Annotated in this window: 20 protein-coding genes and 4 pseudogenes; 6 read left to right on the top strand and 18 right to left on the bottom strand. The window is 38.9% G+C overall.

All coding sequences use genetic code 11. The features are described 5' to 3' along the window. Positions 1-4: 4 nt before the first annotated feature. Together ACLKL2_RS01380 and ACLKL2_RS01375 are read right to left on the bottom strand one after the other, a co-directional pair. Positions 5-871, bottom strand: a complete 867-nt coding sequence (locus ACLKL2_RS01380) for an HAD-IIB family hydrolase (RefSeq protein ID WP_413693085.1) — start codon at positions 869-871, stop codon at positions 5-7. A gap of 502 nt (positions 872-1,373) precedes the next feature. Continuing rightward, the gene (locus tag ACLKL2_RS01375) at positions 1,374-2,480 is read right to left on the bottom strand and encodes an OmpA family protein (protein ID WP_413693084.1); all 1,107 of its coding nucleotides are present in this window, start codon (positions 2,478-2,480) and stop codon (positions 1,374-1,376) included. Positions 2,481-2,651: 171 nt separating this feature from the next. Between ACLKL2_RS01375 and pdsR the strand changes: the two genes are divergently transcribed. The 4 genes and pseudogenes from pdsR to pyrC all read left to right on the top strand — a co-directional run bounded on the left by pdsR (position 2,652) and on the right by pyrC (position 7,726). Next, entirely contained in the window at positions 2,652-3,359 is a 708-nt protein-coding gene (gene pdsR, locus ACLKL2_RS01370; RefSeq protein WP_413693083.1) for a proteobacterial dedicated sortase system response regulator, read from the top strand. Next, positions 3,359-5,521 (top strand): proteobacterial dedicated sortase system histidine kinase, encoded by a 2,163-nt coding sequence (gene pdsS, locus ACLKL2_RS01365; protein WP_413693082.1) that lies wholly within the window; start codon positions 3,359-3,361, stop codon positions 5,519-5,521. Before pdsR ends, pdsS begins: the two co-directional genes overlap by 1 nt. Before the next feature lie 35 nt (positions 5,522-5,556). Continuing rightward, positions 5,557-6,522, top strand: a complete 966-nt coding sequence (locus ACLKL2_RS01360; protein WP_413693081.1) for a coproporphyrinogen III oxidase — start codon at positions 5,557-5,559, stop codon at positions 6,520-6,522. Between the two features lie 173 nt (positions 6,523-6,695). Next, positions 6,696-7,726: pseudogene (gene pyrC / locus ACLKL2_RS01355) on the top strand (dihydroorotase). Positions 7,727-7,839: 113 nt separating this feature from the next. On the opposite strand, the gene ACLKL2_RS01350 reads toward pyrC, so the two are convergent. Together ACLKL2_RS01350 and ACLKL2_RS01345 are read right to left on the bottom strand one after the other, a co-directional pair. After that, positions 7,840-8,439 carry a PhnA domain-containing protein gene (locus ACLKL2_RS01350; RefSeq protein WP_413693080.1) on the bottom strand — a complete coding sequence of 200 codons (600 nt, stop codon included), beginning with the start codon at positions 8,437-8,439 and terminating at the stop codon, positions 7,840-7,842. 160 nt (positions 8,440-8,599) lie between these two features. Further along, positions 8,600-9,601 (bottom strand): glycoside hydrolase family 18 protein, encoded by a 1,002-nt coding sequence (locus tag ACLKL2_RS01345; protein ID WP_413693079.1) that lies wholly within the window; start codon positions 9,599-9,601, stop codon positions 8,600-8,602. A 115-nt stretch (positions 9,602-9,716) separates the two neighbouring features. Between ACLKL2_RS01345 and ACLKL2_RS01340 the strand changes: the two genes are divergently transcribed. Beyond that, the gene (locus tag ACLKL2_RS01340; RefSeq protein ID WP_413693078.1) at positions 9,717-10,865 is read left to right on the top strand and encodes a methyltransferase; all 1,149 of its coding nucleotides are present in this window, start codon (positions 9,717-9,719) and stop codon (positions 10,863-10,865) included. Between the two features lie 50 nt (positions 10,866-10,915). Here the strand turns inward: ACLKL2_RS01340 and ACLKL2_RS01335 are convergent, their stop codons facing one another. From ACLKL2_RS01335 to ACLKL2_RS01300, 8 genes and pseudogenes are all read right to left on the bottom strand, one after another. After that, positions 10,916-11,404, bottom strand: a complete 489-nt coding sequence (locus ACLKL2_RS01335; RefSeq protein ID WP_113818347.1) for a hypothetical protein — start codon at positions 11,402-11,404, stop codon at positions 10,916-10,918. A gap of 189 nt (positions 11,405-11,593) precedes the next feature. Beyond that, on the bottom strand, positions 11,594-12,094 hold the full coding sequence (locus ACLKL2_RS01330) for a PEP-CTERM sorting domain-containing protein (protein WP_413693077.1): 501 nt from the start codon (positions 12,092-12,094) through the stop codon (positions 11,594-11,596). A 757-nt stretch (positions 12,095-12,851) separates the two neighbouring features. Beyond that, a pseudogene (locus ACLKL2_RS01325) lies at positions 12,852-12,961 on the bottom strand (hypothetical protein); the annotation flags it as partial. Then, positions 12,950-13,171 carry a hypothetical protein gene (locus ACLKL2_RS01320; protein ID WP_413693076.1) on the bottom strand — a complete coding sequence of 74 codons (222 nt, stop codon included), beginning with the start codon at positions 13,169-13,171 and terminating at the stop codon, positions 12,950-12,952. The gene ACLKL2_RS01320 and the pseudogene ACLKL2_RS01325, both read right to left, overlap by 12 nt. Before the next feature lie 49 nt (positions 13,172-13,220). Next, a pseudogene (locus ACLKL2_RS01315) lies at positions 13,221-13,837 on the bottom strand (hypothetical protein). A 362-nt stretch (positions 13,838-14,199) separates the two neighbouring features. Then, positions 14,200-14,982 carry a TSUP family transporter gene (locus tag ACLKL2_RS01310; RefSeq protein ID WP_113818019.1) on the bottom strand — a complete coding sequence of 261 codons (783 nt, stop codon included), beginning with the start codon at positions 14,980-14,982 and terminating at the stop codon, positions 14,200-14,202. 20 nt (positions 14,983-15,002) lie between these two features. Next, a complete protein-coding gene (locus ACLKL2_RS01305) occupies positions 15,003-15,875 on the bottom strand; it encodes an NAD(P)-dependent oxidoreductase (protein ID WP_413693075.1) in 873 nt (290 codons plus the stop codon). Positions 15,876-15,885: 10 nt separating this feature from the next. Then, positions 15,886-16,752: a TauD/TfdA family dioxygenase gene (locus ACLKL2_RS01300; RefSeq protein WP_413693074.1), complete on the bottom strand. Its 867-nt coding sequence runs from the start codon at positions 16,750-16,752 to the stop codon at positions 15,886-15,888. 183 nt (positions 16,753-16,935) lie between these two features. Here ACLKL2_RS01300 and ACLKL2_RS01295 point away from each other — a divergent pair, with 183 nt between their 5' ends. Beyond that, on the top strand, positions 16,936-18,276 hold the full coding sequence (locus ACLKL2_RS01295) for a PLP-dependent aminotransferase family protein (protein ID WP_413693073.1): 1,341 nt from the start codon (positions 16,936-16,938) through the stop codon (positions 18,274-18,276). A 4-nt stretch (positions 18,277-18,280) separates the two neighbouring features. On the opposite strand, the gene ACLKL2_RS01290 is transcribed toward ACLKL2_RS01295, so the two are convergent. From ACLKL2_RS01290 to ACLKL2_RS01265, 6 genes and pseudogenes are all read right to left on the bottom strand, one after another. Continuing rightward, a complete protein-coding gene (locus ACLKL2_RS01290) occupies positions 18,281-18,523 on the bottom strand; it encodes a hypothetical protein (protein WP_413693072.1) in 243 nt (80 codons plus the stop codon). Between the two features lie 327 nt (positions 18,524-18,850). Next, positions 18,851-19,723, bottom strand: coding sequence for a succinate--CoA ligase subunit alpha (gene sucD, locus ACLKL2_RS01285; RefSeq protein WP_113818015.1), 873 nt, complete (start codon positions 19,721-19,723; stop codon positions 18,851-18,853). Beyond that, positions 19,723-20,891, bottom strand: a pseudogene (gene sucC / locus ACLKL2_RS01280) (ADP-forming succinate--CoA ligase subunit beta). The gene sucD and the pseudogene sucC overlap by 1 nt, the downstream one beginning before the upstream one ends. A gap of 118 nt (positions 20,892-21,009) precedes the next feature. Then, a complete protein-coding gene (gene odhB / locus ACLKL2_RS01275; protein WP_413693071.1) occupies positions 21,010-22,176 on the bottom strand; it encodes a 2-oxoglutarate dehydrogenase complex dihydrolipoyllysine-residue succinyltransferase in 1,167 nt (388 codons plus the stop codon). A gap of 48 nt (positions 22,177-22,224) precedes the next feature. Continuing rightward, positions 22,225-25,038, bottom strand: a complete 2,814-nt coding sequence (gene sucA, locus ACLKL2_RS01270; RefSeq protein WP_413693070.1) for a 2-oxoglutarate dehydrogenase E1 component — start codon at positions 25,036-25,038, stop codon at positions 22,225-22,227. A gap of 53 nt (positions 25,039-25,091) precedes the next feature. After that, positions 25,092-25,808, bottom strand: coding sequence for a succinate dehydrogenase iron-sulfur subunit (locus ACLKL2_RS01265; protein WP_113818011.1), 717 nt, complete (start codon positions 25,806-25,808; stop codon positions 25,092-25,094). Positions 25,809-25,815: the final 7 nt, after the last annotated feature.

The raw sequence follows: 25,815 nt of genomic DNA, 5'->3' as shown, positions 1-25,815 counted from the left end.
TAAATTAACAAATTAGTGTCGAAGATAATATTTCTTGTAAACATTCAGCCCAGCCAGCGGGCCCATATTGACGGCTTTGATAAATATTGTTGTTTCGCTCAAGCGATGGGAAGTCGTGCACTGGAGATTTAATTTGCACTGCAATAGTAGCTTGCTCAAGCATTGCAATATCATTCTTACCATCACCTAATGCAATGGTTATAATCTCATCATGTGGTGCAATAAGTGCTTTTTCAGATTGTGAAGAGAGAGCAGCGTATTGAGAGTATTGCTGCGCTAGCCACTGTTGGGCTTGGCCTTTATTACAGTGACCACTGATATGTAGAAAACGTCCTCCTTGTAATACATTAGCGCCTTGCTTTTCCATGCAGGCAACAAACTTAGTTTGAGTTGCTTGATCGCCTGTCCAGTGAAGTGGTTCACTATACTGACGTTGCTTTGCCATTTTTGCGTTATCTTCACTCAAGTCAGTTAACGCCATTAACTCACTGACCGACATCTCAGAGAACCCTTGATAGAAGTTAGCAAAGTCGCCAGCAAACTCTTTTAATAAAGATTGCCAATGCTCACTGCTATGTGAAAAGGATTTAACCCAATACTGCCCTTCTAATCTTGTATCAGAAGGTTGTTGTTCAAAGTAGTTGACGGGGATGTAAATGGCGGCGCCATTTTCTGTAATAAAAGGAGAATGAAGAGACAGTTGCTGTCGAATTAATTCAATTTCTGGGAATGTTTTACTGCTGTTAGGGATAATAGCAATGTTGTCTTGCTTTAATTTATCGATCATCTCTTGTGCATCATCAGTTTGATACGTGTAATGATCTAATAATGTGCCATCCAAATCAGTAAAAACTAATATCTTTTTATTCATCTATATTCCATTTATTTGATGATTCACTTCTATTTTTACCCTAACCAATATTTGATTACCAATAAAATTACTCAATTTAATGAAAGTAACTGTCAATAGAAACATCAAGTGAGAAATTTTATAGTCCTTATTTATTAGTTATTTAACAGTAATTACCTCTTTTTTGTTAGGGCCAATAAACAGATAATTTAAATTATTTACCCTTCCATGGTGCCAATAATTTTATGTAAATCTTATTTAAGATAAACATAACAATACCTTAATTAAAGTCATTGTACTAATTTTAGACAAGTATGAGGGGCAACAATAAAGGCTGGCATGAGTGGCGGCTAAATACCGCCACTAAGTGATATGAAGTGAGTTGTGCCATTAAATAACAAAGTGAATTAAACAAAATAAACTAATGCTTGAAATAATAGTCGCATTGATTAATTCGCCAATATTAAATGTTTCGTTCATGTTTGAACTTGTATCTTGTTGTGATGACATGATGTAACTCCCTTTAAAGTGAATAACCTGAGGCATAAGCCAATGACTCAGATTCATTAATTAATAAAGTCGATGCTTTACTTGATAAGCTACTATTGTTTGACTCAAAAACGCGACTTTCATCATCCACCAGCAACGCACTATTACTAAATTGGTCTGAAAGTGATTTATTAATATGAACCTCTTGTTCTAACTTATTAATATCGTCTAGCGTCAAGTCAGTATTTATCTGCACCGTGCTATTATCTTCTTGTAATGTTTCATTGATGTGTCGAAACTCCTTTTCGATTACATTTTTTTGATTGTCCAATTGAGTATCAGATTGTTTAGCTAACTGCTGTTTTTCAGCTTGATGACTGTCTTTTCTGATCATCTTAGCTAACTTTTCAATACTCGACTCATAGGGCATCACCTGTACCCGTCTCAAACTCGCGTTGTAGGTACTGTTTGCCAAGTGCATCGCCTGATATTCACCTAAAGTGAATAAGGTTAGCTGATCTCGCTGAACACCATGCTCAACCAGAAAGTTAACAACGTTATCAGCCCTTTGTTTGGCTAACGCTAAGTTATAACTAGCACGTCCTGATTTATCGGTATGTCCTACCACTTGCCATTTAGCTTGTTTGCCTTGGCCATTTATATAATCAGCGATGTCCAATAATTGTAACTTATACTCAGGGCGAATCTGTGAAGAAGATAGCGTAAATAAAATGTTCATCTCATTTGGATCAATTTCACTCGCTTTTTCTGGACTTGGATCTTGTTGTTGGATCCTCGTCTTTGAAACAGCTTGATTCACATTATTAATACTAGCTGAGTTTAAGTCATTTTCAGGTTTTTTAATGAGATTTTCTTCAGCTATTTTAGCTAACTCATTAGCATCCGTAGTTAATAGACTGTTATCTCGATGCTTTTGAAAGAACACCTCGGTTTGATCTGTTTGTGATTTTGTTGTGACTGGTTGAGAATATTGCTTTAAGTGTTCAGTAAACTGCTGTGCTTCTCTGGCTGTTCTGTAGTTTTCCAATAACACTAATCCGCCGGTTAACATTGACAAGGCGGTAATACATAGCAAGGATTTTTTAATATTTGATGATAATTTCTGAGATTGTGTGGTCATAGCTTTGCTCCTTATGAATAAATGCAACTTAGGTTGTTGTTTTGATGTCTCTATTAAAACAAACCTAAATGGCAAGATTAGGGAGCAAAAAAGGCAAACTACTGATCAATTATGTTCAAAAAGTGGCAAGTCTATTTAGCATTTTAAATAATTTATAGGGTAAAAATAATCATGAAACGTATTGCTATCATTGAAGACAACCAAGCTATTCGTGAAAACTATCAAGATTTAATGATACGTCATGGTTATCAGGTGGATGGCTTTGAAGACCGAGAACAAGCCTTACAAGCTTTACAGCAAAAACTACCAGACTTGGCCATTATTGATGTAGGTTTAGGTCATGAATACGACGGTGGATTTTTGCTATGCCAGCAATTACGCCAACTATCGGCAACTTTACCTATTATTTTTTTAACCGCCAGAGACAATGACTTTGATACTATTTCAGGTTTACGTCTAGGCGCCGATGACTATCTTAGTAAAGAGATTGGTTTAGAGCATTTAATGGTCAGGATCAGTGCTCTGTTTAGGCGCATCGACTTAAGCCAATCCGAATCAAGTACCCCACAACCAGTATTAAACCGCGGTGCATTAATGATTGATAACGACAAAATGCAAGTCAGTTGGAAGAATACTCAATTAGAAGTGACCATCACTGAGTTTTGGATCATTCATGCATTAGCCAATAAACCCAGTATGGTCAAAAGTCGACAACAATTAATGAACGACGCAAACATGTTAGTAGATGACAATACCATCACTTCACACATTAAAAGGATCAGAAAAAAATTCTTACACATAGATCCTAACTTTGATGAAATTAAAGCGATTTATGGCATGGGTTACCGCTGGGATATCAGTACCGAGAGTGGAAAGTAATGCCTATTAAATTGGGGTTACGTGGCAAGCTATTAATATTAAGCAGTCTATTTTTATTACTTCCTTGGTTTGCTTATCAATTTGTTAATGAAATGGAGCGGTTTTTACAAGCGGGGCAACAGCAAACTTTACTCGGCACCACCAGCGGTATTGCGGTTGCATTGCATGAAAGAGCTGCGCTTTTTAACAGCGAGATTGATGACAACACCGATATTGAAAATGGACACGACCTATATGTTTATAACCTAGATAAACCTATCATTTTAGATGGGCGCCAGGATGATTGGCAACAAATTGCTAGCTTTCAAAATACCTATCCAACCACACCATCATTAGATATAAATAACCCTGTAAAATTTGAACAGCTGTTAGGCAAACAAAATGGATATTTATATGCATTTTTTAAGGTGACTAATGCCAATCCATTTATTCGCTCAACTCAAAATCAGGCATTAGCCCAAGGTGATCACTTAACCATCGCACTCACTTCACCACAGGGAGAATTACTTCGTTATATTATTTCCGTTACTGGTGATGGCTGGTTTAATGCTTATCGTTACCCTCAACATAGTCTCTATGTCAATAAAGCCAATAGAGAAAAGTCCATTCAAGGCATTTGGAAAACAACGAATGATGGTTACCAAATAGAGTTGCGCTTGCCATTAACACTACTAGGTAACAAATTAGGTTTTCAACTCAATACTCGCTCCAGTAATAGCAGTAATCAAATTAACCAACATATAGCCACTTCAAACTTATTAGATGTTGAGCGTTTAGGTAGTGTTTTAGTCCCCTCTCCCGCTATTAAAAACATTTTAACGGCGATGAGCCATACCACCTCTCGATTATGGGTGGTCGATAGGTTTCAGCGAGTGATTGCCAATACCGGCGATATTCACCAAGCTAACGGTACATGGCCAACGACATTAAGTAACAGTCAATCTAATCAAAGCGAGTCCTACAACAGCTTGGTTAGCTTTATTCAAGAGCACTTAATATCGCCCATATATACGCTGTTTTTAGACCAACCATACCCTGATTTTATTGATAAGAAAAATAACCCTACCCGTTTAAATGATGCATTGATAGTCAAAGCATTATCAGGCACACCTAGCACTCAATGGCGATCATCTGCAGATAATAAAGCCAGTATATTGAGCGCTGCACAGCCTATATTTGTTGATGGAAAAGTTGTGGGTGCGGTATTAGCTGAAGAAACTAACCACGGCTTGTTAAGTTTACGCAATCAAACCTTACAACGATTATTTAATGTGTTGTTTGCGATATTAATCATTGCCGGTATTGTACTGTTTTGGTTTATTTCTAAGGTGGTTAAACGCATTACTGCTTTACGTAATCAAAGTGAATCCATGCTTGACACTAACGGTCGATTAACCGGCCACTTCGTTGCTAGTTCAGAGCAAGATGAAATCGGCGATCTATCAAGAAGTATGCAAGAGATGGTGCAACGTTTAGCGCAATATCATCATTATGTGGAACAACTAGCATCGCGCTTGTCCCATGAGTTACGCACACCGGTTGCCGTGGTACGTTCATCACTAGAAAATCTATCGTCATTAACCACTAATGACAAACAGCAACAAAAGTACATTGAACGATCTCAACAAGGTATTCACCGTTTGCATAAAATATTAACTAATATGAGTGAAGCAAGCCGCATTGAGCAAAGTTTATCTGATCTTGATAAACAACCAATAGACTTAACTAAACTGGTCAATGGATGTATCCAAGGTTATCAAATGATCTACCCAAGTTCGACACTCATCAGCCCCGAAGCGTCGCCATATATCCAAATAGATGCGGATCCTGACTTTATCGTACAACTATTAGATAAGTTGGTGCATAACGCCGTGGAATTTTCCAACTCAACAGACCCTATTATTTTCACCCTGACAAAACACCAACAAGACGCAACCCTGAGTATTGATAATAAGGGGCCATTATTAGTAGAGGGAACACAGCAAGATCTGTTTCAATCTATGGTTTCCATTAGACCCACAGCTCAACAGCATGATACTCACCTAGGTTTAGGGCTATATATTGCAAAAATGATTGCCGATTACCATAACGCGGATTTAAAGATTGCCAATAATAGTGACTTGACTGGGGTTACAGTAACTATTACCTTTCCTATCATCTAACTTTAACCTCGATGACTGTATTCAATAGGAAGCCCATGCGCGTACTCGCCACATCTGACCAAGCACAATTTGCCTTATCTGAACTTAGCCAAGTACAAAGCTACTTTGTTAATCAATTATCAACCCTTTCTACGGGCACAGATTTTACCCCTGTTGAATGGCTAAGAGATCAAGGTTCTCATGGCGGTGGTCAACGTTTTGAAGCCACCACCAACAGTGTATTCAATCGCGCCTCTGTAAATGTGTCACAAGTACAATATGAAGATAAACCAGAGAAAGCGTTTTTATCTGCTACCGCCCTATCAACCATTATTCACCCTCAACACCCTTTAGCACCCTCGATTCATATTCACGTTAGCTGGACTGAATTAAAAAATGGTCAACGTTATTGGCGACTAATGGCGGATTTAAACCCTGCTATTGAAGATCCGGCGGAAACCTCTTTGTTCAACAAAATGCTACAGCAGGCCAGTGGTGACTATTATGAAAGTGGCATTGAGCAAGGCGAACAATACTTCTATATCCCCTCTTTGAATAAGCACCGAGGCGTTTCGCATTTTTATTTGGAAGGGTTTACAGGTGATGTAAACACGCCGAAACTCTTTGCTATCAACTTTGCAAGGCAAGTGGTCGATTGTTATATTGCGATTTTAACTGATAAGTTTAGCCGTTTACCGCCACCGTCCGATGAAGAATTAAATCAACAATTGGATTATCATACTTTATACTTTTATCAGGTATTAACCTTAGATAAAGGCACCACTGCGGGTTTATTAATTCACAGTCAAAACGATGTCGGCACCTTAGGCTCTTTGCCTGCTTATATTAATCGAGACTTACTCGCAAGTTGGGTAGAAAAATCTGACCAAGCGCAACAACCTCTAGTCCAGGCATTGGTTGATCTATTTCCAGCACAACGCTCTGTTCATGTTACGCCTACCATCAAAGCACAAATCGCAGAAACGATTCGAGTGCACTATAAGCAATTAAGAGTGTCATAACTGGCTTTGTAGCGTCAACTAAGCTGCTTTAATCCTGCTCATGTGAATATATATGAGCAGTTATTCTGTTTAATCACTAAACCACCCGATATTAGCCAGTTTGCCCTTTACTTAACCTATTGTAACTTCTAGAATCATTGCCAATCAATTCCCCCTATCTCACGGAGTATTATATGAGCAGCAAACTAACGATCACTCGACCTGACGATTGGCATGTACATTTACGCGATGGCGATGTGTTAACCGATACTGTTCGCGATACCAGTCGGTATATGGGGAGAGCGATTGTCATGCCTAACTTAGTACCGCCGGTGATGACGACTGACAGTGCATTAGCTTACCGTGATCGTATTTTAGCTGCACAACCAAAAACGACTTTTACACCACTTATGGTGCTCTACCTGACTGACAACACAACACCAGAAGAGATCAAAAAAGCCAAAGCATCTGGCCATGTTTATGCCGCAAAATTATACCCTGCCGGTGCGACGACTAACTCTGATTCAGGCGTTACTGACGCCACTAAATTAAAAGCAACTTTCAAAGCGATGCAAGAAGTCAACATGCCTTTGCTAGTGCATGGTGAAGTGACTTCACATCACGTGGATATTTTCGACCGTGAAGAGGTATTTTTAAAGGAAGTGCTATCACCAATCGTTGAACAAAACCCAGAGCTTAAGATTGTGTTAGAGCATATCACTACAGCTAATGCCGTTGAGTTTGTAAATAACGCGGGTGATAACGTCGGTGCAACTATTACTGCGCATCATTTAATGTTCAACCGTAACCATATGTTAGTGGGTGGCATTAAACCTCACTTCTATTGTTTACCCATTTTAAAAAGAAATACACATCAGGCAGCTTTAGTTAAAGCAGCAACCAGTGGTAGCAAAAGTTCTTTTTAGGTACAGACTCAGCACCACATGCGATTGGCGCAAAAGAGTCTGCTTGTGGCTGTGCTGGTTCATATACCGCGTTTGCTTCATTAGAGCTTTATGCTGAAGTATTTGAAGCTGAAAATGCGTTAGATAAACTAGAAGGATTTGCTAGTTTCAATGGTCCTGACTTCTATGGGGTTCCACGCAATCAAGATACAGTAACATTAGAAAAAACAGAATGGCCGGTGCCAGAGTCATTAGCATTTGGGAATGATATCGTCGTGCCTATTAAAGCAGGTGAAAACATGACTTGGAAAGTGCTTTAATCGTCATTAACTAAAACAGTTATTATTGCTAAAAGGCCCTATCACTATTAAGTGCTAGGGCCTTTATTATTTTTGAATATAGTGCGTTGAATGGTTATTTGATGTCTCTAATATTACTTATCTTCAAACAAAGGCATCTTTTTAAGGTAAGTGGTTAACAATACAATACGCACACCATTAACACGCCCTTCGATATGTTCTGGATTATCAGTCAAAGAGATATTACGAACAGGTGTACCACGTTTTGCTGTAAAGTTTGCCCCTTTTACTTCTAAGTCTTTAATCAGGGTAACATTATCACCAGCCACTAATACTGTACCGTTTGAGTCACGTGTTGGGGCAACTTCTTCAATCTCATCGGCAGCAACACCATAGTCAGCCCATGCTTTCTGCTCATCTTCCATGTACATCATGTCCAATAGATCTTGTGCCCAGCCTTCACCCGCTTTACTCAAACGTGTTAACAGTCGAAAAGCCGTCACTTGTACCGCAGGTACTTGGCTCCACATACTATCGTTTAAACAACGCCAATGGTTATGATCCATTTCTGTGTTTTTTTCAATTTGAGCTAAACAAGTTGAACACACTAAAATAGATTTATCCGAATTAGGCTCTTTAACAGGCGGGACTTCAAAAATAGACAGTTCATCGGTAGATGAACACAATTCACAACATCCGTTGCTACGTTCAGTTAAAGCGGCTTTAATCGGCATAATACGACCTTAATGTGGTTAGAAAAAATAAGGGCGCTATTATGCGCCCTTTTAACCACAAAAAAACCATGGAATTATATTTTATAATTAATCGCAAATATCGTTTGCACTGCCTGCGACTTGCCAATCTACTGCCGCTAAAATAGAGAAGTAATCGCTATCAAAATAATCTTGCTCTAATGACGTGATAATTACTCCCCGCATAAGATTGTGCGTATTCTGTTTTATCGTTGACTGTCGGAATACCATTGTAGTTAATGTCATCGTATTTATTACCATCTTCATCTTCTACATTAGAAGCTTCATCAACACAGGCATTATCATCATCGTCATCAACAATCTCTCTAAAATCCAACACACCATCACCTTTAGAATAAGCTGGAATTGCTAGTACTAGGCGATTTTTAACGACACAACGGTCAGTCCAATATTCAATGGCGTCTTCAGCATCTTCTAATGAAGAGTGTAAATCGTCGTCATCGGTGGTATTTAATGCCATGACATTCATAAAGTCAGCGTAATCTAATACATCGTCTTGAACACCATCATCTGTGTCATCATCATCTTGTCCGGTATCAACGACAAAACTAAATATTTTTCCTTCATCATCTAGTGATTCACTGACCTCTTTGACTAGGTCCTCAAAAAGATCACCTTCATCATCTCCTTCAGGGAATTGCCAATTGATATCAATACCATCGAGATCGTAATCATCAATGAGATCTTCCATATTATCGATGAAGTTATCCATTGCAGTATCGCTTGCCGCAATAGTATTGAATGCCGAATCACTTGAGTTACCAATCGATGCCATCGCATAAATACCTGCGTCATGCGCCTCATCAATCATATCTTCAAAATCATCTGTGTCATCAGGTAATACCAGCTCGCCGCTAGAGGTTACGCCGATTTTGTTATAGATAACATGTGTCAACATAGTAAAGTCGATATCATCTAGAGTATCTTCGTCGTTCTCCCCCCAATAGGCTATCTGTTTGAAGTTAACGGTAGTCGTATCAGTACTACAAACGACTTCATCTTCTCCATCGGCAATATCAGATAAAATATCATCAATTTCGTTATCACAAGCTGTTAAAGTGAATAATGAAGCACTGACTAATAATGCTTTCATTAATGTTTTTTTAGTTATTATTATATTCACAAAGCGTCTCATCCTTATTCATTTTGAGTACAAGCATAATATCACTTACCTTAATCAAGCAAGCAAGTTAAAATGCCTTATTAACTTACACTATTTACATAACTAGGCTAATCCTATGAATGAAGCATTAATCATTGCAGATCAAACATTGATTTTACATCGTCACCCACGCAGAAAAAATGAAACCTTACAAGCATGGGATTCAGCAGATGAATACCTGATCAACTATTTTAACGAAAACGAATTGGGTAAATACATTACCGAAGATGCGCAATTGTTAATTATCAATGATGGCTTCGGTGCACTAAGTTGTTATTTCAAAAACATTGAAAGAACCGTTGTCTCCGATTCATTTCTGTCTGTTGGCTCTATCAAACTCAATATGCAGCGTAATCAATGCCCTACTGAGACACTATTAATTCAAGATAGTTTGCAGCCATTACCAACAAATGCGAAAGTAGTACTGATTAAAGTACCTAAAACCTTATCGTTTTTAGAATATCAATTACAACAATTAAGCGCCGTTATCGATAAAGATACGATCGTTGTTGCTTCAGGCAAAGCCGATGCGATCCACAAATCAACCTTAGCGTTATTTGAAAAATATATTGGTACGACTAAAACGTCTTTAGCGAAAAAGAAATCTCGCTTGATATTTAGCTTGCCAGATCAAGTAAACATTCCAGAAAAAGAAGTGGCAATCACTTGGGATATTGAACGTTTAGGTTGGAAAATTCATAACCATGCCAATGTATTTTCACGTAACCATTTAGATATTGGTGGCCGTTACTTAATGGATAACCTACCTGAAGGTGATTTCACTAAGGTCGTTGACCTGGGTTGCGGTAATGGTGTGGTTGGTATGGCAGCAGCAGAAGCATACCCAGATGCGCAAATTACCTTTATTGATGAGTCATACATGGCCGTTGATTCTGCACGTATCAACATGTTGAAGAACTTTGAAGAAGAACGTTCTGATAACACTCGTTTTGTAGTTAATAATGGCTTGGTAGGCTTTAAATCTCGAAGCTATGATTTAATTTTATGTAACCCACCCTTCCACCAACAACATGCAATTACTGATCATATTGCTTGGAGTATGTTTAACGATGCACATTTCTGTTTAGCAGTGAATGGTGAACTAGTGATTGTTGGTAACCGCCACTTAGATTATCAAGATAAATTAACCCGTATCTTTGGAGATTGTGAATTAATCGCCGAAAACAAAAAATTCGTTATTTTACGTGCCATTAAAAGAGATTAATTAATCTTCAAATAAACTTAATATAATGGTTAGGTCATAACCTAACCATTTTAAGCTTTAACACATTGAATCAATTCGCTATACGCATCCGACTTCACGGTTAATTCATTATTAGTTAACGACAAGATCTTGCCAGACTCATTGATAGTAACTGGTAATATTTTCTTCAAGCTTAAGATCGATTCCAACTCAGGATGACTCACATTATTAAACTCGATGTTTTGAGAGTGCATAGTTAAGTTGTCACCTTGCAATTGCCAAGTTGAACTGTCCTTAATACTATATTTAAGCTTTGGCATGCCCGATAAGGTAAATAACAAAATACCATAACCTTGCGAGGTATTATCTTGTTTATATTGAAGACGATAATTCACATCAATGAGCATTTTAGAATTAGGCTCTTCAATTTTATGCTGACAGAACCAACTACCATAAAGATTACTTTGCTTGATTGGAGTTGCATTTACATTACTTTCTTCTGCCAAATTAGGCAGTGAATAGAACAATAACAGTGCAGGCAATATTTTAACTAAATTCATGGGTAACCTTGTTACAGACTAAATAAAAAATGAACAATACTGGTTCAGCTTAAATGCTATTAAGCATGTCACAGTACTTAGTCAGCAACTTGGACAAATAAATCCCACTATTTAAATAAATAATGATATAAATATTTCTTATAAAAAAGCCCCGTAAAATACGAGGCTTATTAGACAATAACTAGTTTGTTAAGATTGGCGCTTTTTACGTCCTACTGCAATGCCTAATGCAGCAAAACCAAATAATAAAAACATCCCAGGAGCTGGCACTTCAACAGTTAACACAGAATCCCCTACGTAAAAATCACCAAATACTGATGAGACGATAATATCTAAATAACCATCACTATTTAAAGCACCTAGAGCATTTACTTCAAGGTCACCAGAAAAACCATTTCCAAATGTTACTCCCCCGGTATCAAAGTCAAAATCTTCAACGGTAAATAAAATGGTCTCCCATAAATCAAAATAGCCACCATCATCTGCAACACTGACCTCCAAGGTACCACTCAACGCACTCCCAAGCACAAATCCATCATCATTTAGATCATGGGTATAACTATAAGAGTCCCACCAGCCTACATACTCATTTTGATTAACTGTATCCACAATAGTAGTTGCAAATAATTGACTACTAAATAGGAAACCCAATACAAACATCATTTTTTTAAGCTTTAAGATATTTAACATATGACACTCCTTTTATACAACAAAAAACAGCTGCTATATAAACAAAGCATAAAAAATGCCAATTAAATAATCAATAAAATACAGAGACTTACAAATAAATTTCAATATATATGTAAAGTATACCGACTCCTTTTTTATTATAAATTTTAAATAATTTAAAAATAATGCTTAAGTAAGGGAATAATAGTGATAAATATTAACAATAGGCATAAAAAAACCGCCTAGTGGAGTAGACAGTTAAAAACATGTCTATCTGCGAGTGAGTGACAAGGCTTTGCTGGCAATGCTTTTGATGTCGTTTGAAAGCGTACACACTATGTATAATAGTGTGTACGCTTTTTTGTCCCTGAATGCTTGGCAAGGCGATGGCCTCACTGCGTGAAACCATCACCCTGCCAAAAGGGTATTTAAGGGAAATGATGGTAAAGTAAAATAATAAAGCCACTCCTGACGCTCGCACAGCTCACTACTCGCTAGGCATTTATGATTTTTCTTGACCATCGCTCGCAGCAAGTTTGGACAATTTTGAGTTACGAATTTAATTGGCCTATTTAATCCGTGATCTTGCTCTAGCATCCAAGATGGCCCACTTTTACCATGTTGGCTGTTCACTTTAATAATACCAATCATAGTAAGTAACTGATCTATTTTACTTGTTAAAACAACTTATTTTTTCGTTGTAAGTTTCGTAAAGGGAACAACCATTTACATCAACTTACGCCTCAAACTAAGCCATTTTTCCGGCGCAAAATTTAGATCAGTTATTTAATACAATTGGTATAACTTCTGTGTATGAGCAACCAACGTCTTTCGGAGCTAAAGGTAAATATGGAATGTTCCAGGTTTCTGAAGGTTTTAATGTGTTAGCTTCAACCCCTTTTTAATCGCATCTTGATGAGCCCCAGAAAATGCCGTAAATACGAGTTCACCTGCATAAGGATGCCTTAGATGAACTGGAATATTACTACACACCTCAATTATTTTTGCCGTGTTTCTGATGTCGGAAAAATCCAATTTAGGATCGATCCCTTGGTTATATAGGTTCAAGGCTAGTATCGCTAGATGTTCGTTCTCCATTACCGAACATCCCCCTTCGACTCGTGTCGCACCGGCAAGCTGAGCAAGTTCAGCTGCCGCGCGCCCCCGTCCCACGGTCGTTATGAGGATGCATACTAATCGTGATATTTTCCATATCACTGAATAATGAACGAAATTTCTCAATTTGGTCAGCATAAACATTAGGGGTATTTACCTCTACAGTTGCAGGTAAATTTAATATTAAAGGCCGCTCATTACTTGGTTGCCACGCTTTTTTAACCGCCTCACAAATCTCTAGAGAAAATTCAAGCTCCGTAAAACAGAACGTTTCAGCAGAGTATTGTAAAATCCATTGTGTTTGACGTTGTTCATCACATAATCGTTTAATATGTTTAGTACTTAACACAGCCATTTCTATAATTTCAGACTTACTTTTTTAAATACTAAACCTCTAAACAGTGGTGCCGTGGCGTTATACAAATGGACAATAGCTCGTGAAGCGCCTTGTAGCGATACCAGTGTTTTTTCAATCAACTCTGGTCTCGCTTGGGTTATTACTTGTATCCAAACATCATTGGGAATTTTATTCTTTTCAATTAAATATCGAACAAATTTGAAGTCTGTTTGTGAAGCAGATGGAAAAGCCAGTTCTATTTCATTGAATCCACAACTAATCAAGTGGTCGAATAGTAATGCTTTTTTCATGATTCATCGGGGTGCTTAAGGCTTGATTTCCATCTCGTAAATCAGTTGAGCACCAACGAGGTGCTTTTAACAGTTGTTTTGACGGCCAAGTACGTTGCGGATTTTCTATCACTGTAGCTGGATGGTATTCTTTTATTGAGTTATTCCTACTTTACTCCTTTTAGTTTCTTATAGAGTAAAGATATGCGAGAAGCGGAGCAAATCTGTTAGAGTTTCTACTTAATTTAGGAAAATACGGATTAAGTCAGGTATGGATAACCATAGTTCGGCTGACAGTGTGGTTGTTCAGATAACTTAGTTTAATACTAGAACTCTCATCCGTATTGAATGAGAGTTCTATCCTATAAATTTTGTGGCTAGTTTTAGAGCAGGAATTTATAACCCAGCGAAATCATCAGTAGACTGAGTGATACTGAAATGGTTCGTTGAATCAATTTGGCGCCATATTTCATTGCTGATGAGCTACCAACATGGTTCCCAAGTAAGTTCATTGCTACTAAAGGCATTGCCAGCATATATAAGACGTTACCTGCAATCATGAAAGCGAATAACGCGCCGATGTTAGAGGAAAAGTTAAACACCTTTGACGTCGCTGATGCTGAAACTAAATCGAACCGAAGTAAGTAATGTAAAGCCAGAATTAGAAAACTACCGGTACCAGGACCAAAGAATCCGTCATAAAAACCAATTACAAATACAGCAGTTGGAACGCCAAGTAAAATGACTGTTTTATTAATTGGGGCAGAGTTATCTTCATTGCGATTCTTCTTCGGAATAAACGATAAAATTATTCCGAAAGGGAGCATAAAGAGAATGATTTTACCGATAGTATCGGGAGCAAAGTAGAGAATAGCCTGTGCACCCGCGTACGCACCGATTAGGCCTGCTGGGATACCTGTTGCCGCAGCAGTCCAAATTACTTTTTTATTTCGTATAAAATTACGTATTGCTGCGATAGTACCTAAAGTGCTGACAATTTTTTCTTGTCCAAGAGCTAATTGAGGTGGCAATCCAGCAAGGATAAAAGACGGTACTAAGATTAATCCTCCACCGCCTGCTACTGAGTCAATGAAACCGGCCGCAAAGGCCGATACCATTAATGCTATTAGTATTAAAAGTGTAATGTCGTTACCGAAGAGTTCCATACTGAAAATTCCTACCTAAGTTATCGATCGTAGATTTTGAAAAGCACAGAAGTATCCATGCGACCAAAACCTTGTTGCTGTAGGGACTGATATTCACTGTCTACTTTTTCTGTTAACGAAAGCTCGACACCCATCTTATTTGCTTCATTTAGGCAAATGCTGAGATCTTTGTGCATCCAGTCAATTGCAAAACCAAAATCGAACTTATCTTGCGACATAGTTACGGTTCTGTTCTCCATTTGCCATGACCCCGCCGCACCATGCTTTAACACGTCAACTAACTGGTTTATATTTAGACCTGCTTTTTTTGCCAGAAGGAGGCCTTCGCTTAACCCTTTCAATACACCTGCAATACAGATTTGATTGACCATCTTACAACGCTGCCCCTGGCCATTTTTGCCCATTAAAGTCGATTGCTTAGCAAAGCTTTTCATCACGGGCTCTACGCGATCAAAAACCGTTTGTTCACCACCACACATAATTGTGAGAGCTGCATTTTCCGCTCCCGCTTGACCACCTGATACTGGAGCATCAATAAAAGAAATGCCCTTTTCTATACATACTTTGGCTAACTCCTCTGCAAGCTCTGCAGATGTTGTTGTGTGGTCAACCAAAACAGAACCAGGGACCATGCTCGCGAGTACTCCGTCTTCGCCATATACAACACTTCTTACATCGTCATCATTCCCCACGCATAAAAACACAATGTCACAGTTTATCGCAGCCAACCGAGGGGTTGGCTGGCATTCACCGTAAAACTCTTGAGACCATAGTTTTGCTTTGTTTTCTGTACGATTAAACACTTTTGTCTTGTACCCTGCTTTTGCAAGATGACCCGCCATTGGAAAACCCATTACACCTAAACCAATAAAAGCGACGTTGTTTGATTTCATTTTATTTTCCTTAATTTTTTCCAATATGTTGAAATTCTGGGGTGGCTGGAACGATACGCTCTAACGTACTCACCCCAAACATGCGAGCTAACCAGCGGCCTGCGCCATCTGATCTAGATTTAAAACCTTCGCGACTATGTAGAAGCCGTTGATTTTTAATTATCAATAAATTACCTGGTTGATATACCACGTGTTGTTTTAACGATTCGTTTTGTAGATGAGCTTCCAGCATAACTAATGCTGCTGTACTCTCGGTAAGAGGAATGGTGTTTTCCTTGTCATAACGACATAGCATCACACCGTCTTCGCCTATGACTAAAATGGGTAGACGGCTTGAAGGAGATTGACCGAATGAATCTGGCCGGGTAATTCGAAAATTAGGTTGGCATAATTCGTTGACTACGCCGCGGCTCAGTTGAGCAATCAAATTATCCAATAGAATAAAATTCGATCGAACCTTGAGTGCAGGTACCACATGCCTAAATAATAATCCTTTATTTTCATTTTGGCATGATACAGCTTGAACTTGGGTGCATTGACATACGCCAATACAGATAGCGCTAGCTAAAGGAACTTTTGATGGTGGAACATAACCGTTGTAAGGTGTCGCACACAAATTGCTATCAATAGATAAACCGCGGATAAACAGGGCGCATTGATCATCATCTGACTTAAAATCCTGAATAGTGTTGATTACCTCATCATTAAGGCTGTATTTGACTACGTTACCAAGCAACTCTCTTATGTTAAGGCACTCATTGTCCTTTCTAAACCGTAAGTTGCTGAAGGCATTTTTTAGCTTGTTTGCAGCTTCATATGATACATGTACTTCTTGAACACTTTGCTTTTTAAGTGTCTCTACCATTTCTTTTAGCATTTCTTAAGCCTGATTTAATGTTCTCACAGATCACATTGAGTTAGCTCAATGTCATTTCAATGTAGGTTACAATTACAATTGAACTATGTCAATAATGGTTCATGTATTTATTTGAAAGAGTCAAAACCCAAAAGACATATGTTATAATCTATTAAAAATTAGGATTGTCCCAGGAGGTTCCTTGTGAGTAATAGTAAGTTCATTCGTATAGCAGAAGTTATAGAGCAGAAAATTGAAACAGGTGAGTTCCCACCAGGTTCAAAGCTACCCACCCATCGTTTACTCGCTGAGGAGCTTGGAACGACACCTGCAACCGTTGCAAAAGCTTATAAGTTGCTTAATGACAGAGGATGTTTGGAGTCATTTATTGGTCGTGGTACGTTTGTTAGAGCAAACTCGGAACTTGACAAAGCCATCCAAGCTCCCGATGAAGAAACAAACTTTAACTTCTCTATCCTTCAACCTTGTCTGGAGAGAAATGTACCTGCATTGAAGAATGCCTACCGACAATCTGCGGAGTTACTGACCCCTTCTGTCATTGGATATGTTGAGCATTCTGGGCATGAAGTCCATAGGGCTGCTGGTGTTAAATGGGCTAAAAAGTACGGCTTAGAGGGGGCAAACAGCGATAATATGTTACTGACAAATGGGGCTCAGCACGCTTTGTCTTTACTCGTTGATATTTTGACTAAGCCAGGTGACAGTATTCTAGTCGAACGACTCACCTACCCAGGTATTTTAGCGATTGTAAATATGCCTGACCGTCATGTAATTGGTGTAGATCTTGATGAATATGGTTTATGTCCAGAAGCGTTGGCAAGTGCAATTGATGCACATCAAGCCGCAATGGTGATAACGATTCCTAGTCATCAGAACCCAACAGGAATCTCAATGCCGGAATCCCGAAAAAAGGAAATAGCACGAGTTATCAACGATAAGAGAGTCTGGTTGGTTGAAGATGATATTTATTGCTTTTTAGATGATGAACCAGTGCCTCCAATCGCTAACTTTGCTCCAGATTATACGTTCCACATTTCTGCGTTATCTAAGGCAATTAGCCCTGCGATGCGTTGTGGTTACTTAAAAGCCCCTGAAAGTCAGATAACGGCTCTCAATGCAAATATTCGAACTAATATTTGGCTCGCATCTCCCATTAATTTTATTGCAGCGACATTGTTAATTGAATCCGGTGATGCTTTTCGGTTAGCGGACCAACAAAGAGAAGTTGCGAATGAAAGACAGAAAATGGTCAGAGAGATTTTTACTTCCATAGAGTTCACGGCTTCTGGATACCATATTTGGCTACCATTACCTGCCCATTGGCAACCAGATCGATTTGCAATGGAAGCAAAAAATCGTGGATTAATCGTTACCAGTGGCAGCTACTTTTGTGCCAATAATAAAAGTACACCACATGTCAGGTTGTCTTTGATGTCAATCGGGAATGAGACTCGATTGAGAGATGGTTTGGATCAGCTCCAACGATTATTGGATTCTGACATTAATAGTTTTTTTCCATACTAAAGGTTCAAGCGAATGATTTTGAAGTAACTAAGGTGTGGATGATCTTATTCACGTTACTGGCTGAATTTGGAACCCAATACAAACCAGAGGGGTCAAGTCCATCCTCACCAATGGCTCCTGTATAGAACCGCTTAGCAAAGGTCTGAAAAAGCAATTTCGGATCGTCAAACAATCCTCTATTGGCTTCCATGTAATCCAGCAACAAGGACACGGCTTGAATAAATCCATTCATAACGGAGTTACTCACACCGTTCGCCTCTAGCTTGAGTAGGTAGTCCGTGACCGTACTTAACTCGCCCTGCTCAGTTAGCAAGATCGGCAGTTGGCTTTGATGCCCGTATTGTCCTCTACAATCATTGCTCTAACTTTTACTGATGACAAACTATGGCTCTAACTTTTACTGATGACAAACTATGCTTTCCCCATACACAATGTACATACTATTTACCTAAAGCGTTAGTTGTGCAATAAAAAGGCAGATTTCTCTGCCTTAATACACAATATACACCCTTTAAGTTACTATATATAACTAATGCGAGGTTTTTATCTCTCAGTAGGTATTAAATTTAATTAATTACCAACCTGTAATTTCACGTAACGCTTTGCCAATATCCGCTAGTGATTTAGTGGTTTTAACACCAGCATCTTCTAAGGCTTTAAATTTATCTTCAGCAGTACCTTTACCGCCTGCGATAATCGCCCCCGCATGGCCCATGCGCTTACCAGCAGGTGCCGTGACACCAGCGATGTACGAGACAACAGGTTTAGTTACATTCGCTTTAATGAAAGCCGCAGCTTCTTCTTCAGCTGTACCACCGATTTCACCAATCATTACAATTGCTTCAGTCTCAGGATCTTCTTGGAACAGTGTTAAGATATCAATAAAGCTAGAGCCAGGAATGGGGTCACCACCAATACCAACACAAGTTGATTGACCAAAGCCTTCATCAGTTGTTTGTTTAACAGCTTCATAAGTCAACGTACCAGAGCGTGATACGATCCCAACTTTACCTTTCTTATGAATATGACCCGGCATAATTCCGATCTTACATTCATCAGGAGTAATAACGCCTGGACAGTTAGGACCAACCATCACCACACCCGCTTGATCAAGTTTGATTTTAACCTCAACTAAATCCAAGGTAGGAATACCTTCTGTGATAGTCACAATCAACTTAATGCCTGCGTCAATGGCTTCTAAAATCGCATCTTTACAAAATGGTGCAGGTACATAAATAACAGAAGCCGTAGCGCCTGTTGATTGAACCGCTTCACTTACCGTATTAAATACAGGTAAGCCTAAATGCGTTTGACCACCTTTACCAGGTGATACGCCGCCAACCATTTTTGTGCCATATTCAAGTGCTTGCTCAGAATGGAATGTACCTTGCCCACCAGTGAACCCCTGACAAATTACTTTAGTATCTTTATTAATTAAAATGCTCATTATTTGCCACCTACCGCTTTCACAGATTGCACAGCTGCATCTGTTAATGATGTTGCTGCAATAATATTTAAACCAGACTCCGCTAAAATTTTACGACCTAATTCAGCGTTATTACCTTCTAAACGAACAATAACCGGTACTGATACACCCACTTCTTCAACTGCTCCGATAACACCGTCAGCAATTAAATCACAACGTACAATACCACCAAAAATGTTCACTAATACCGCTTCTACTTTATCGTCAGATAAAATAATTTTAAACGCTTCAGTTACACGCTCTTTTGTTGCACCGCCGCCTACGTCTAAGAAGTTTGCAGGGTTACCGCCGTGCAAATGAACGATATCCATTGTGCCCATTGCTAAACCGGCACCGTTAACCATACAACCGATGTTACCATCCAGGGCAACATAGTTTAGCTCCCACTGCGCAGCATGCATTTCACGTGCATCATCTTGCGTTGTATCATTAATTTCATTTAATGCTTTTTGACGGTACATCGCATTAGAGTCGATAGAAATTTTGCCATCTAAACGAGATCAGATCATCTTCACCTGTCACTACAAGCGGGTTAATTTCTAACAAAGATAAATCTTTTTGTTGGAAGATAGTGGCTAGGCCCAAAAATATTTTTAGTAAATTGACCAATCTGTTTACCAGAAAGACCTAATTTAAACGCTAATTCACGACCTTGGTATGCCTGTGCACCCACTAGTGGGTCAACAGTCACTGTATGAATAAGTTCAGGTGTTTCTTCAGCCACCTTTTCAATTTCAACACCACCTTCAGTAGATGCCATGAACGTAACTCGTTGTGAAGCACGGTCAATAACAGCACCTAAATATAATTCATTAGCAATGTCGCTACAGCTTTCTAATAGCAGTTTGTTTACTGGCTGCCCATTAGCATCTGTTTGATAAGTTACTAAGTTTTTACCTAACCATTTATTAGCAAATTCACGAATAGACTCTTTAGAATCAACTAACTGTACACCGCCCGCTTTACCGCGACCACCAGCATGTACTTGACATTTGATTACCCATTTGTCGCCGCCTAATTTAGACGCGGCATTAACGGCATCTTCTCCACTATCACAGGCAACACCCTGTGGAACTGGTAGACCGTACTCTTTAAATAGCTGTTTTGCCTGATATTCATGCAAATTCATGTTTGATTTCCATTTGTTGAGTTAAACTTAATAGCTCGTAAGCCGTGAGTGTAAAAACAATTTATGAAATTAGCTGCCTACATTTAGGCAGCTAAGGAAGGGATACTGAAGCGTGGAATTAAATGTCTAATAATAGACGAGTTGGATCTTCTAGTAGCTCTTTAATTGTTACCAAGAATCCTACTGATTCTTTGCCATCAATTAAACGATGATCATACGAAAGTGCTAAGTACATCATAGGTAATATCTCAACTTTGCCATCAACAGCCATTGGACGCTCTTGAATTTTGTGCATACCTAAGATTGCAGCTTGTGGTGGGTTGATAATTGGTGTTGAAAGTAACGAACCAAATACACCACCGTTAGTCACAGTGAAGTTTCCGCCCATCATTTCGTCAACCGTTAATTTACCGTCACGGCCTTTGATTGCAAGGTCACGAATACCCTGTTCAATCTCAGCAACACTCAGTGTATCTGTGTCACGTAATACTGGTGTTACCAAACCACGTGGCGTAGATACTGCGATGCTGATATCGAAGAAGTTATGATAAACAATATCATCACCATCAATCGCTGCATTTACTTCTGGGTAACGTTTTAATGCTTCTGTTACCGCCTTAATGTAGAAAGACATGAAGCCTAAACGGATACCATGTTTTTTCTCAAACACTTCTTGATATTGTTTACGAAGATCCATGATAGGTTTCATGTTCACTTCATTGAAAGTGGTTAACATTGCCGTCGAGTTTTTCGCTTCTAACAGACGCTCAGCAACACGTTTACGAAGGCGAGTCATTGGAACACGTTTATCACTACGCGCTGCAACAGCTGCTACGATATCAACCTTAGGTGCAGTTTCGCTTTTGTTCTTATCTGTGCGGAATTTTTCAACGTCTTCACGAGTGATAACACCACCTTTACCAGAACCTTTAATGTCACGCGCATCAATATCTTGCTCTAACATTAAACGACGAACAGATGGGCTTGCATCTGCAGCTTTAGCAGGTGCTTTTTCTTCAACAACTTCATCCTCTTTAGCAGCTGGAGCATCACCTTCTTCAAGTTTTGCTAACAGTTGCTTAGATAAAACCGTTGCGCCTTCATCTTCAATAATTTCTTTTAAAATACCCGTTGCAGTAGCCGGTACTTCAAGCACTACTTTGTCAGTTTCGATTTCAACTAACACTTCATCGCGCTCTACAAAATCGCCAGGATGTTTATGCCAAGTTGCCACTGTTGCATCTGCAACTGATTCGGGCAATTCTGGAACTAATACTTCAATCATAATTAATACTTCCTACTATAAATTTTATATAATTAAATTTAATTTTGATTACTCTTCATCAAAACCAAGTGCTTCATTGACTAATGCTTTTTGCTGCTTAACATGCAGTGACATATAACCTACAGCAGTTGATGCCGATGCTGCACGACCTGCGTATTGCAAGTTAGCACCTTCAGGCAGAACACTTCTAAAGTTATGTTGACTACAGTACCAAGCACCTTGATTTTGTGGTTCTTCTTGACACCAAACAAATTCTTTAACATGCGCGTATTGTTCAATTATGTCGTTTAACTCGTCCATTGGGAAAGGATAAAGCTGCTCAATACGAACGATTGCAACGTTATTCAATTTTTCACTGCGACGTTTTTCTAATAATTCGTAGTAAACTTTACCACTACAAAGTATCACGCGATCTACCGCTTTAGGATCTAATTCATCCACTTCACCAATCGCATTTTGGAATGTACCAGACGATAGTTCATCTAAAGTAGATACCGCCATTGGATGGCGTAATAATGATTTAGGTGACATCACGATTAGTGGACGACGCATAGATCGAATCACTTGGCGACGTAACATGTGATAAACCTGTGCTGGTGTAGAAGGTACACAAACTTGCATATTATGCTCAGCACATAATTGTAAGTAACGCTCCAAACGTGCAGATGAATGCTCAGGACCTTGACCTTCATAACCATGTGGCAGCAACACAGTCAGACCACACATACGGCCCCATTTTTGCTCACCTGATGATAAGAATTGGTCAAATACAACCTGTGCGCCATTTGCAAAATCACCAAACTGTGCTTCCCAGATACATAGACCTTTAGGAGCTGCTGTTGAGTAACCGTATTCAAATGCTAATACCGCTTCTTCTGATAATACTGAATCATGTACATCAAAATGGCCTTGCTCATCTGAGATATTTTGAAGTGGGATATAACGTCCGGCTTCAGATTGCTCATGTAAAACAGCATGGCGATGGAAGAAAGTACCACGACCTGAATCTTGACCGACTAAGCGAATGTTGTAACGTGAATCTAGTAACGTTGCGTATGCTAAGTTTTCAGCAAAACCCCAGTCACATAATTTTTCACCACGAGCCATCATCAAACGATCTTTATAGATTTTTGCAACACGCGAGTGCTGTACTTGATCTTCAGGGTATTGGCTAATAGATTCTGCAAGCTCTCTTAAACGATCTTTTTGGAAAGATGCTTCATAAGGAGACTGCCAAGTATGTTTAAGGTAAGGTGTCCAATCAATAGAGTTTTTACCTTGCATCTCTTGCCATTCTTTAACTACACATTCGCCGTTATCTAACGCATCACGATAAGTAGTGATTAAGCTTTTCGCATCTGCACCGCTAATGACGCCTTCGCTTTCTAACTGTTTAGAGTATATTTCACGTGGTGTAGGATGCTTTTTAATCTTTTTGTACATCAAAGGCTGTGTTGCACTAGGCTCATCAGCTTCATTGTGACCGTGACGGCGGTAACAAACTAAATCAATGACAACATCACGTTTAAACTTGTTGCGGAAATCAATCGCAATTTGTGTTGCATGCATAACCGCTTCAGGATCATCACCATTAACATGAAAAATAGGTGCTTGGACCATTTTTGCAATATCAGTACAGTAACGTGTAGAACGTGTATCTTCACGGTCAGAGGTAGTAAAACCAACTTGGTTATTAATCACGATACGAATAGTACCGCTTACTTTGAAGGCTCTTGCTTGTGACATATTAAATGTCTCTTGCACAACACCTTGACCAGCAATTGCCGAATCACCATGAATAGTAATAGGCAGTACACTTTCACCAATACCATTTAGACGCTCTTGACGCGCACGTACCGACCCAAGTACTACAGGGTTAACGATTTCTAAATGCGATGGGTTAAAGGCTAGCGATAAGTGAACGTTACCTTTAGGCGTTTTAAAGTCACTACTGAAACCTTGGTGATATTTCACATCACTTGAGCCATCAATATTCGCATGTTTACCAGCAAACTCATTGAAAAGATCAGTCGGTTTTTTACCTAAGACATTAACCAGTACATTTAGACGACCACGGTGAGCCATACCAATAACTACCGCTTCAGCACCCTGCTCTCCAGAGCGACGAATCAACTCCTTAAGCATTGGAACAAATGAATCACCACCTTCTAATGAGAATCGTTTTGCACCAGGAAATTTAGAACCAATGTAACGCTCTAAGCCTTCAGCAGCTGTTAACTCTTCAAGGAAACGTTGTTTTGCTTCATTGCTAAAAGAGGGACGACTTTCACTTGATTCGATGCGATTTTGAATCCAACGCTTTTCATCTGTATCCGTGATGTGCATGTATTCCACACCTAACGAACCACAATATGTACGTTTCAAAGAAGCCACTAAATCTTTTAAGATCATCGTTTCATTGCCAGCAGCAAATGAACCTACGTTAAAGTTGGCATCAAAATCAGATCCAGTTAAATCATGGTAAAACGGGTCTAATTCTTTAATCGTTTCGCTTTTAGTTAAACCAAGTGGATCTAGGTTAGCTGCTTCATGGCCACGGTGACGGTATGCACCGATCAATTGCAACACTTTTACTTGTTTAGCATCATTATGAACAGCACCTTGAGGAGGAGTGAAACATTTTGGCGCTTTAGCCGCATGTTTCATCTGTTCGCGGATAATGGAGTGTCGCTCTTCTGGCGTGTCACTCACACTTGGTAATTCATCAAAGACTTCACGCCAATTAGCATCCACTGAACATGGATCATCTAAATAAGACTCATAAAGGTCTTCAATATAAGTGGAATTTGCCCTGGAAAGATGCGATGAGGCTAACCAAGTTTCCATAACATTAGTTGGCATTAACGTTCCTTATATTATTATGATTATTTCACTAATCATGTGTAAATTAGTAATTAAACAGCGCGCTGTAATAACATCGATTTGATTTTACCAATTGCTTTAGTTGGGTTTAATCCTTTAGGACAAACACTAACGCAATTCATGATACTGTGACAACGAAAAACACTAAATGCATCATCTAAATTCGATAAGCGTTCTTCAGTTGCACTATCTCGGCTGTCAATGAGAAAACGATAAGCAGCTAATAAACCAGCTGGACCGATAAACTTATCAGGATTCCACCAGAATGAAGGACAAGATGTTGAACAACATGCACATAAAATACATTCGTACAAACCATCGAGTTTTTCACGTTCTTCTGGAGACTGTTTAAACTCTCCAGCAGGTGGTGTTCGGTCATCGTTAATTAAAAATGGTTTCACTTTTTCATACTGAGTATAAAACTGTGACATATCGATAACTAAATCGCGTATCACAGGTAAACCTGGTAGTGGACGGATAATTACTTTTTTGCCTGTTGATAACACATCAGACAATGGCGTAATACATGCAAGTCCATTTTTACCATTCATATTGACACCATCAGATCCACAAACACCTTCACGGCATGAACGACGGAATGAAAGAGATGCATCTTTTTCTTTTAATAAAATAAGTGCATCTAATACCATCATGTCAGAACCTTCAGGTACATCTAACGATGCATCTTGCATATAAGGTTTAGCATCAACATCAGGGTTGTAACGGTAAATTGAAAAATTAATATTCATATCTATA

The sequence above is a fragment of the Psychromonas sp. KJ10-2 genome (assembly GCF_047323255.1).
Taxonomy (GTDB): Bacteria; Pseudomonadota; Gammaproteobacteria; order Enterobacterales; family Psychromonadaceae; genus Psychromonas.
The sequence above is the reverse complement of the archived record's forward strand: the minus strand, read 5'-3'. Positions and strand labels throughout refer to the sequence as shown.

Excerpts from the sequence above, each read along its gene's own strand:
- ACLKL2_RS01350 (WP_413693080.1), bottom strand. The coding sequence starts at position 8,439 with ATGCCGATTAAAGCCGCTTTAACTGAACGTAGCAACGGATGTTGTGAA.
- pdsS (WP_413693082.1), top strand. The coding sequence starts at position 3,359 with ATGCCTATTAAATTGGGGTTACGTGGCAAGCTATTAATATTAAGCAGT.
- ACLKL2_RS01330 (WP_413693077.1), bottom strand. The coding sequence starts at position 12,094 with ATGTTAAATATCTTAAAGCTTAAAAAAATGATGTTTGTATTGGGTTTC.
- ACLKL2_RS01360 (WP_413693081.1), top strand. The coding sequence starts at position 5,557 with ATGCGCGTACTCGCCACATCTGACCAAGCACAATTTGCCTTATCTGAA.
- ACLKL2_RS01335 (WP_113818347.1), bottom strand. The coding sequence starts at position 11,404 with ATGAATTTAGTTAAAATATTGCCTGCACTGTTATTGTTCTATTCACTG.
- ACLKL2_RS01310 (WP_113818019.1), bottom strand. The coding sequence starts at position 14,982 with ATGGAACTCTTCGGTAACGACATTACACTTTTAATACTAATAGCATTA.
- pdsR (WP_413693083.1), top strand. The coding sequence starts at position 2,652 with ATGAAACGTATTGCTATCATTGAAGACAACCAAGCTATTCGTGAAAAC.
- ACLKL2_RS01380 (WP_413693085.1), bottom strand. The coding sequence starts at position 871 with ATGAATAAAAAGATATTAGTTTTTACTGATTTGGATGGCACATTATTA.
- ACLKL2_RS01300 (WP_413693074.1), bottom strand. The coding sequence starts at position 16,752 with ATGCTAAAAGAAATGGTAGAGACACTTAAAAAGCAAAGTGTTCAAGAA.
- ACLKL2_RS01305 (WP_413693075.1), bottom strand. The coding sequence starts at position 15,875 with ATGAAATCAAACAACGTCGCTTTTATTGGTTTAGGTGTAATGGGTTTT.
- odhB (WP_413693071.1), bottom strand. The coding sequence starts at position 22,176 with ATGATTGAAGTATTAGTTCCAGAATTGCCCGAATCAGTTGCAGATGCA.
- ACLKL2_RS01375 (WP_413693084.1), bottom strand. The coding sequence starts at position 2,480 with ATGACCACACAATCTCAGAAATTATCATCAAATATTAAAAAATCCTTG.
- sucA (WP_413693070.1), bottom strand. The coding sequence starts at position 25,038 with ATGCCAACTAATGTTATGGAAACTTGGTTAGCCTCATCGCATCTTTCC.
- ACLKL2_RS01320 (WP_413693076.1), bottom strand. The coding sequence starts at position 13,171 with ATGGAGAACGAACATCTAGCGATACTAGCCTTGAACCTATATAACCAA.
- sucD (WP_113818015.1), bottom strand. The coding sequence starts at position 19,723 with ATGAGCATTTTAATTAATAAAGATACTAAAGTAATTTGTCAGGGGTTC.
- ACLKL2_RS01340 (WP_413693078.1), top strand. The coding sequence starts at position 9,717 with ATGAATGAAGCATTAATCATTGCAGATCAAACATTGATTTTACATCGT.
- ACLKL2_RS01265 (WP_113818011.1), bottom strand. The coding sequence starts at position 25,808 with ATGAATATTAATTTTTCAATTTACCGTTACAACCCTGATGTTGATGCT.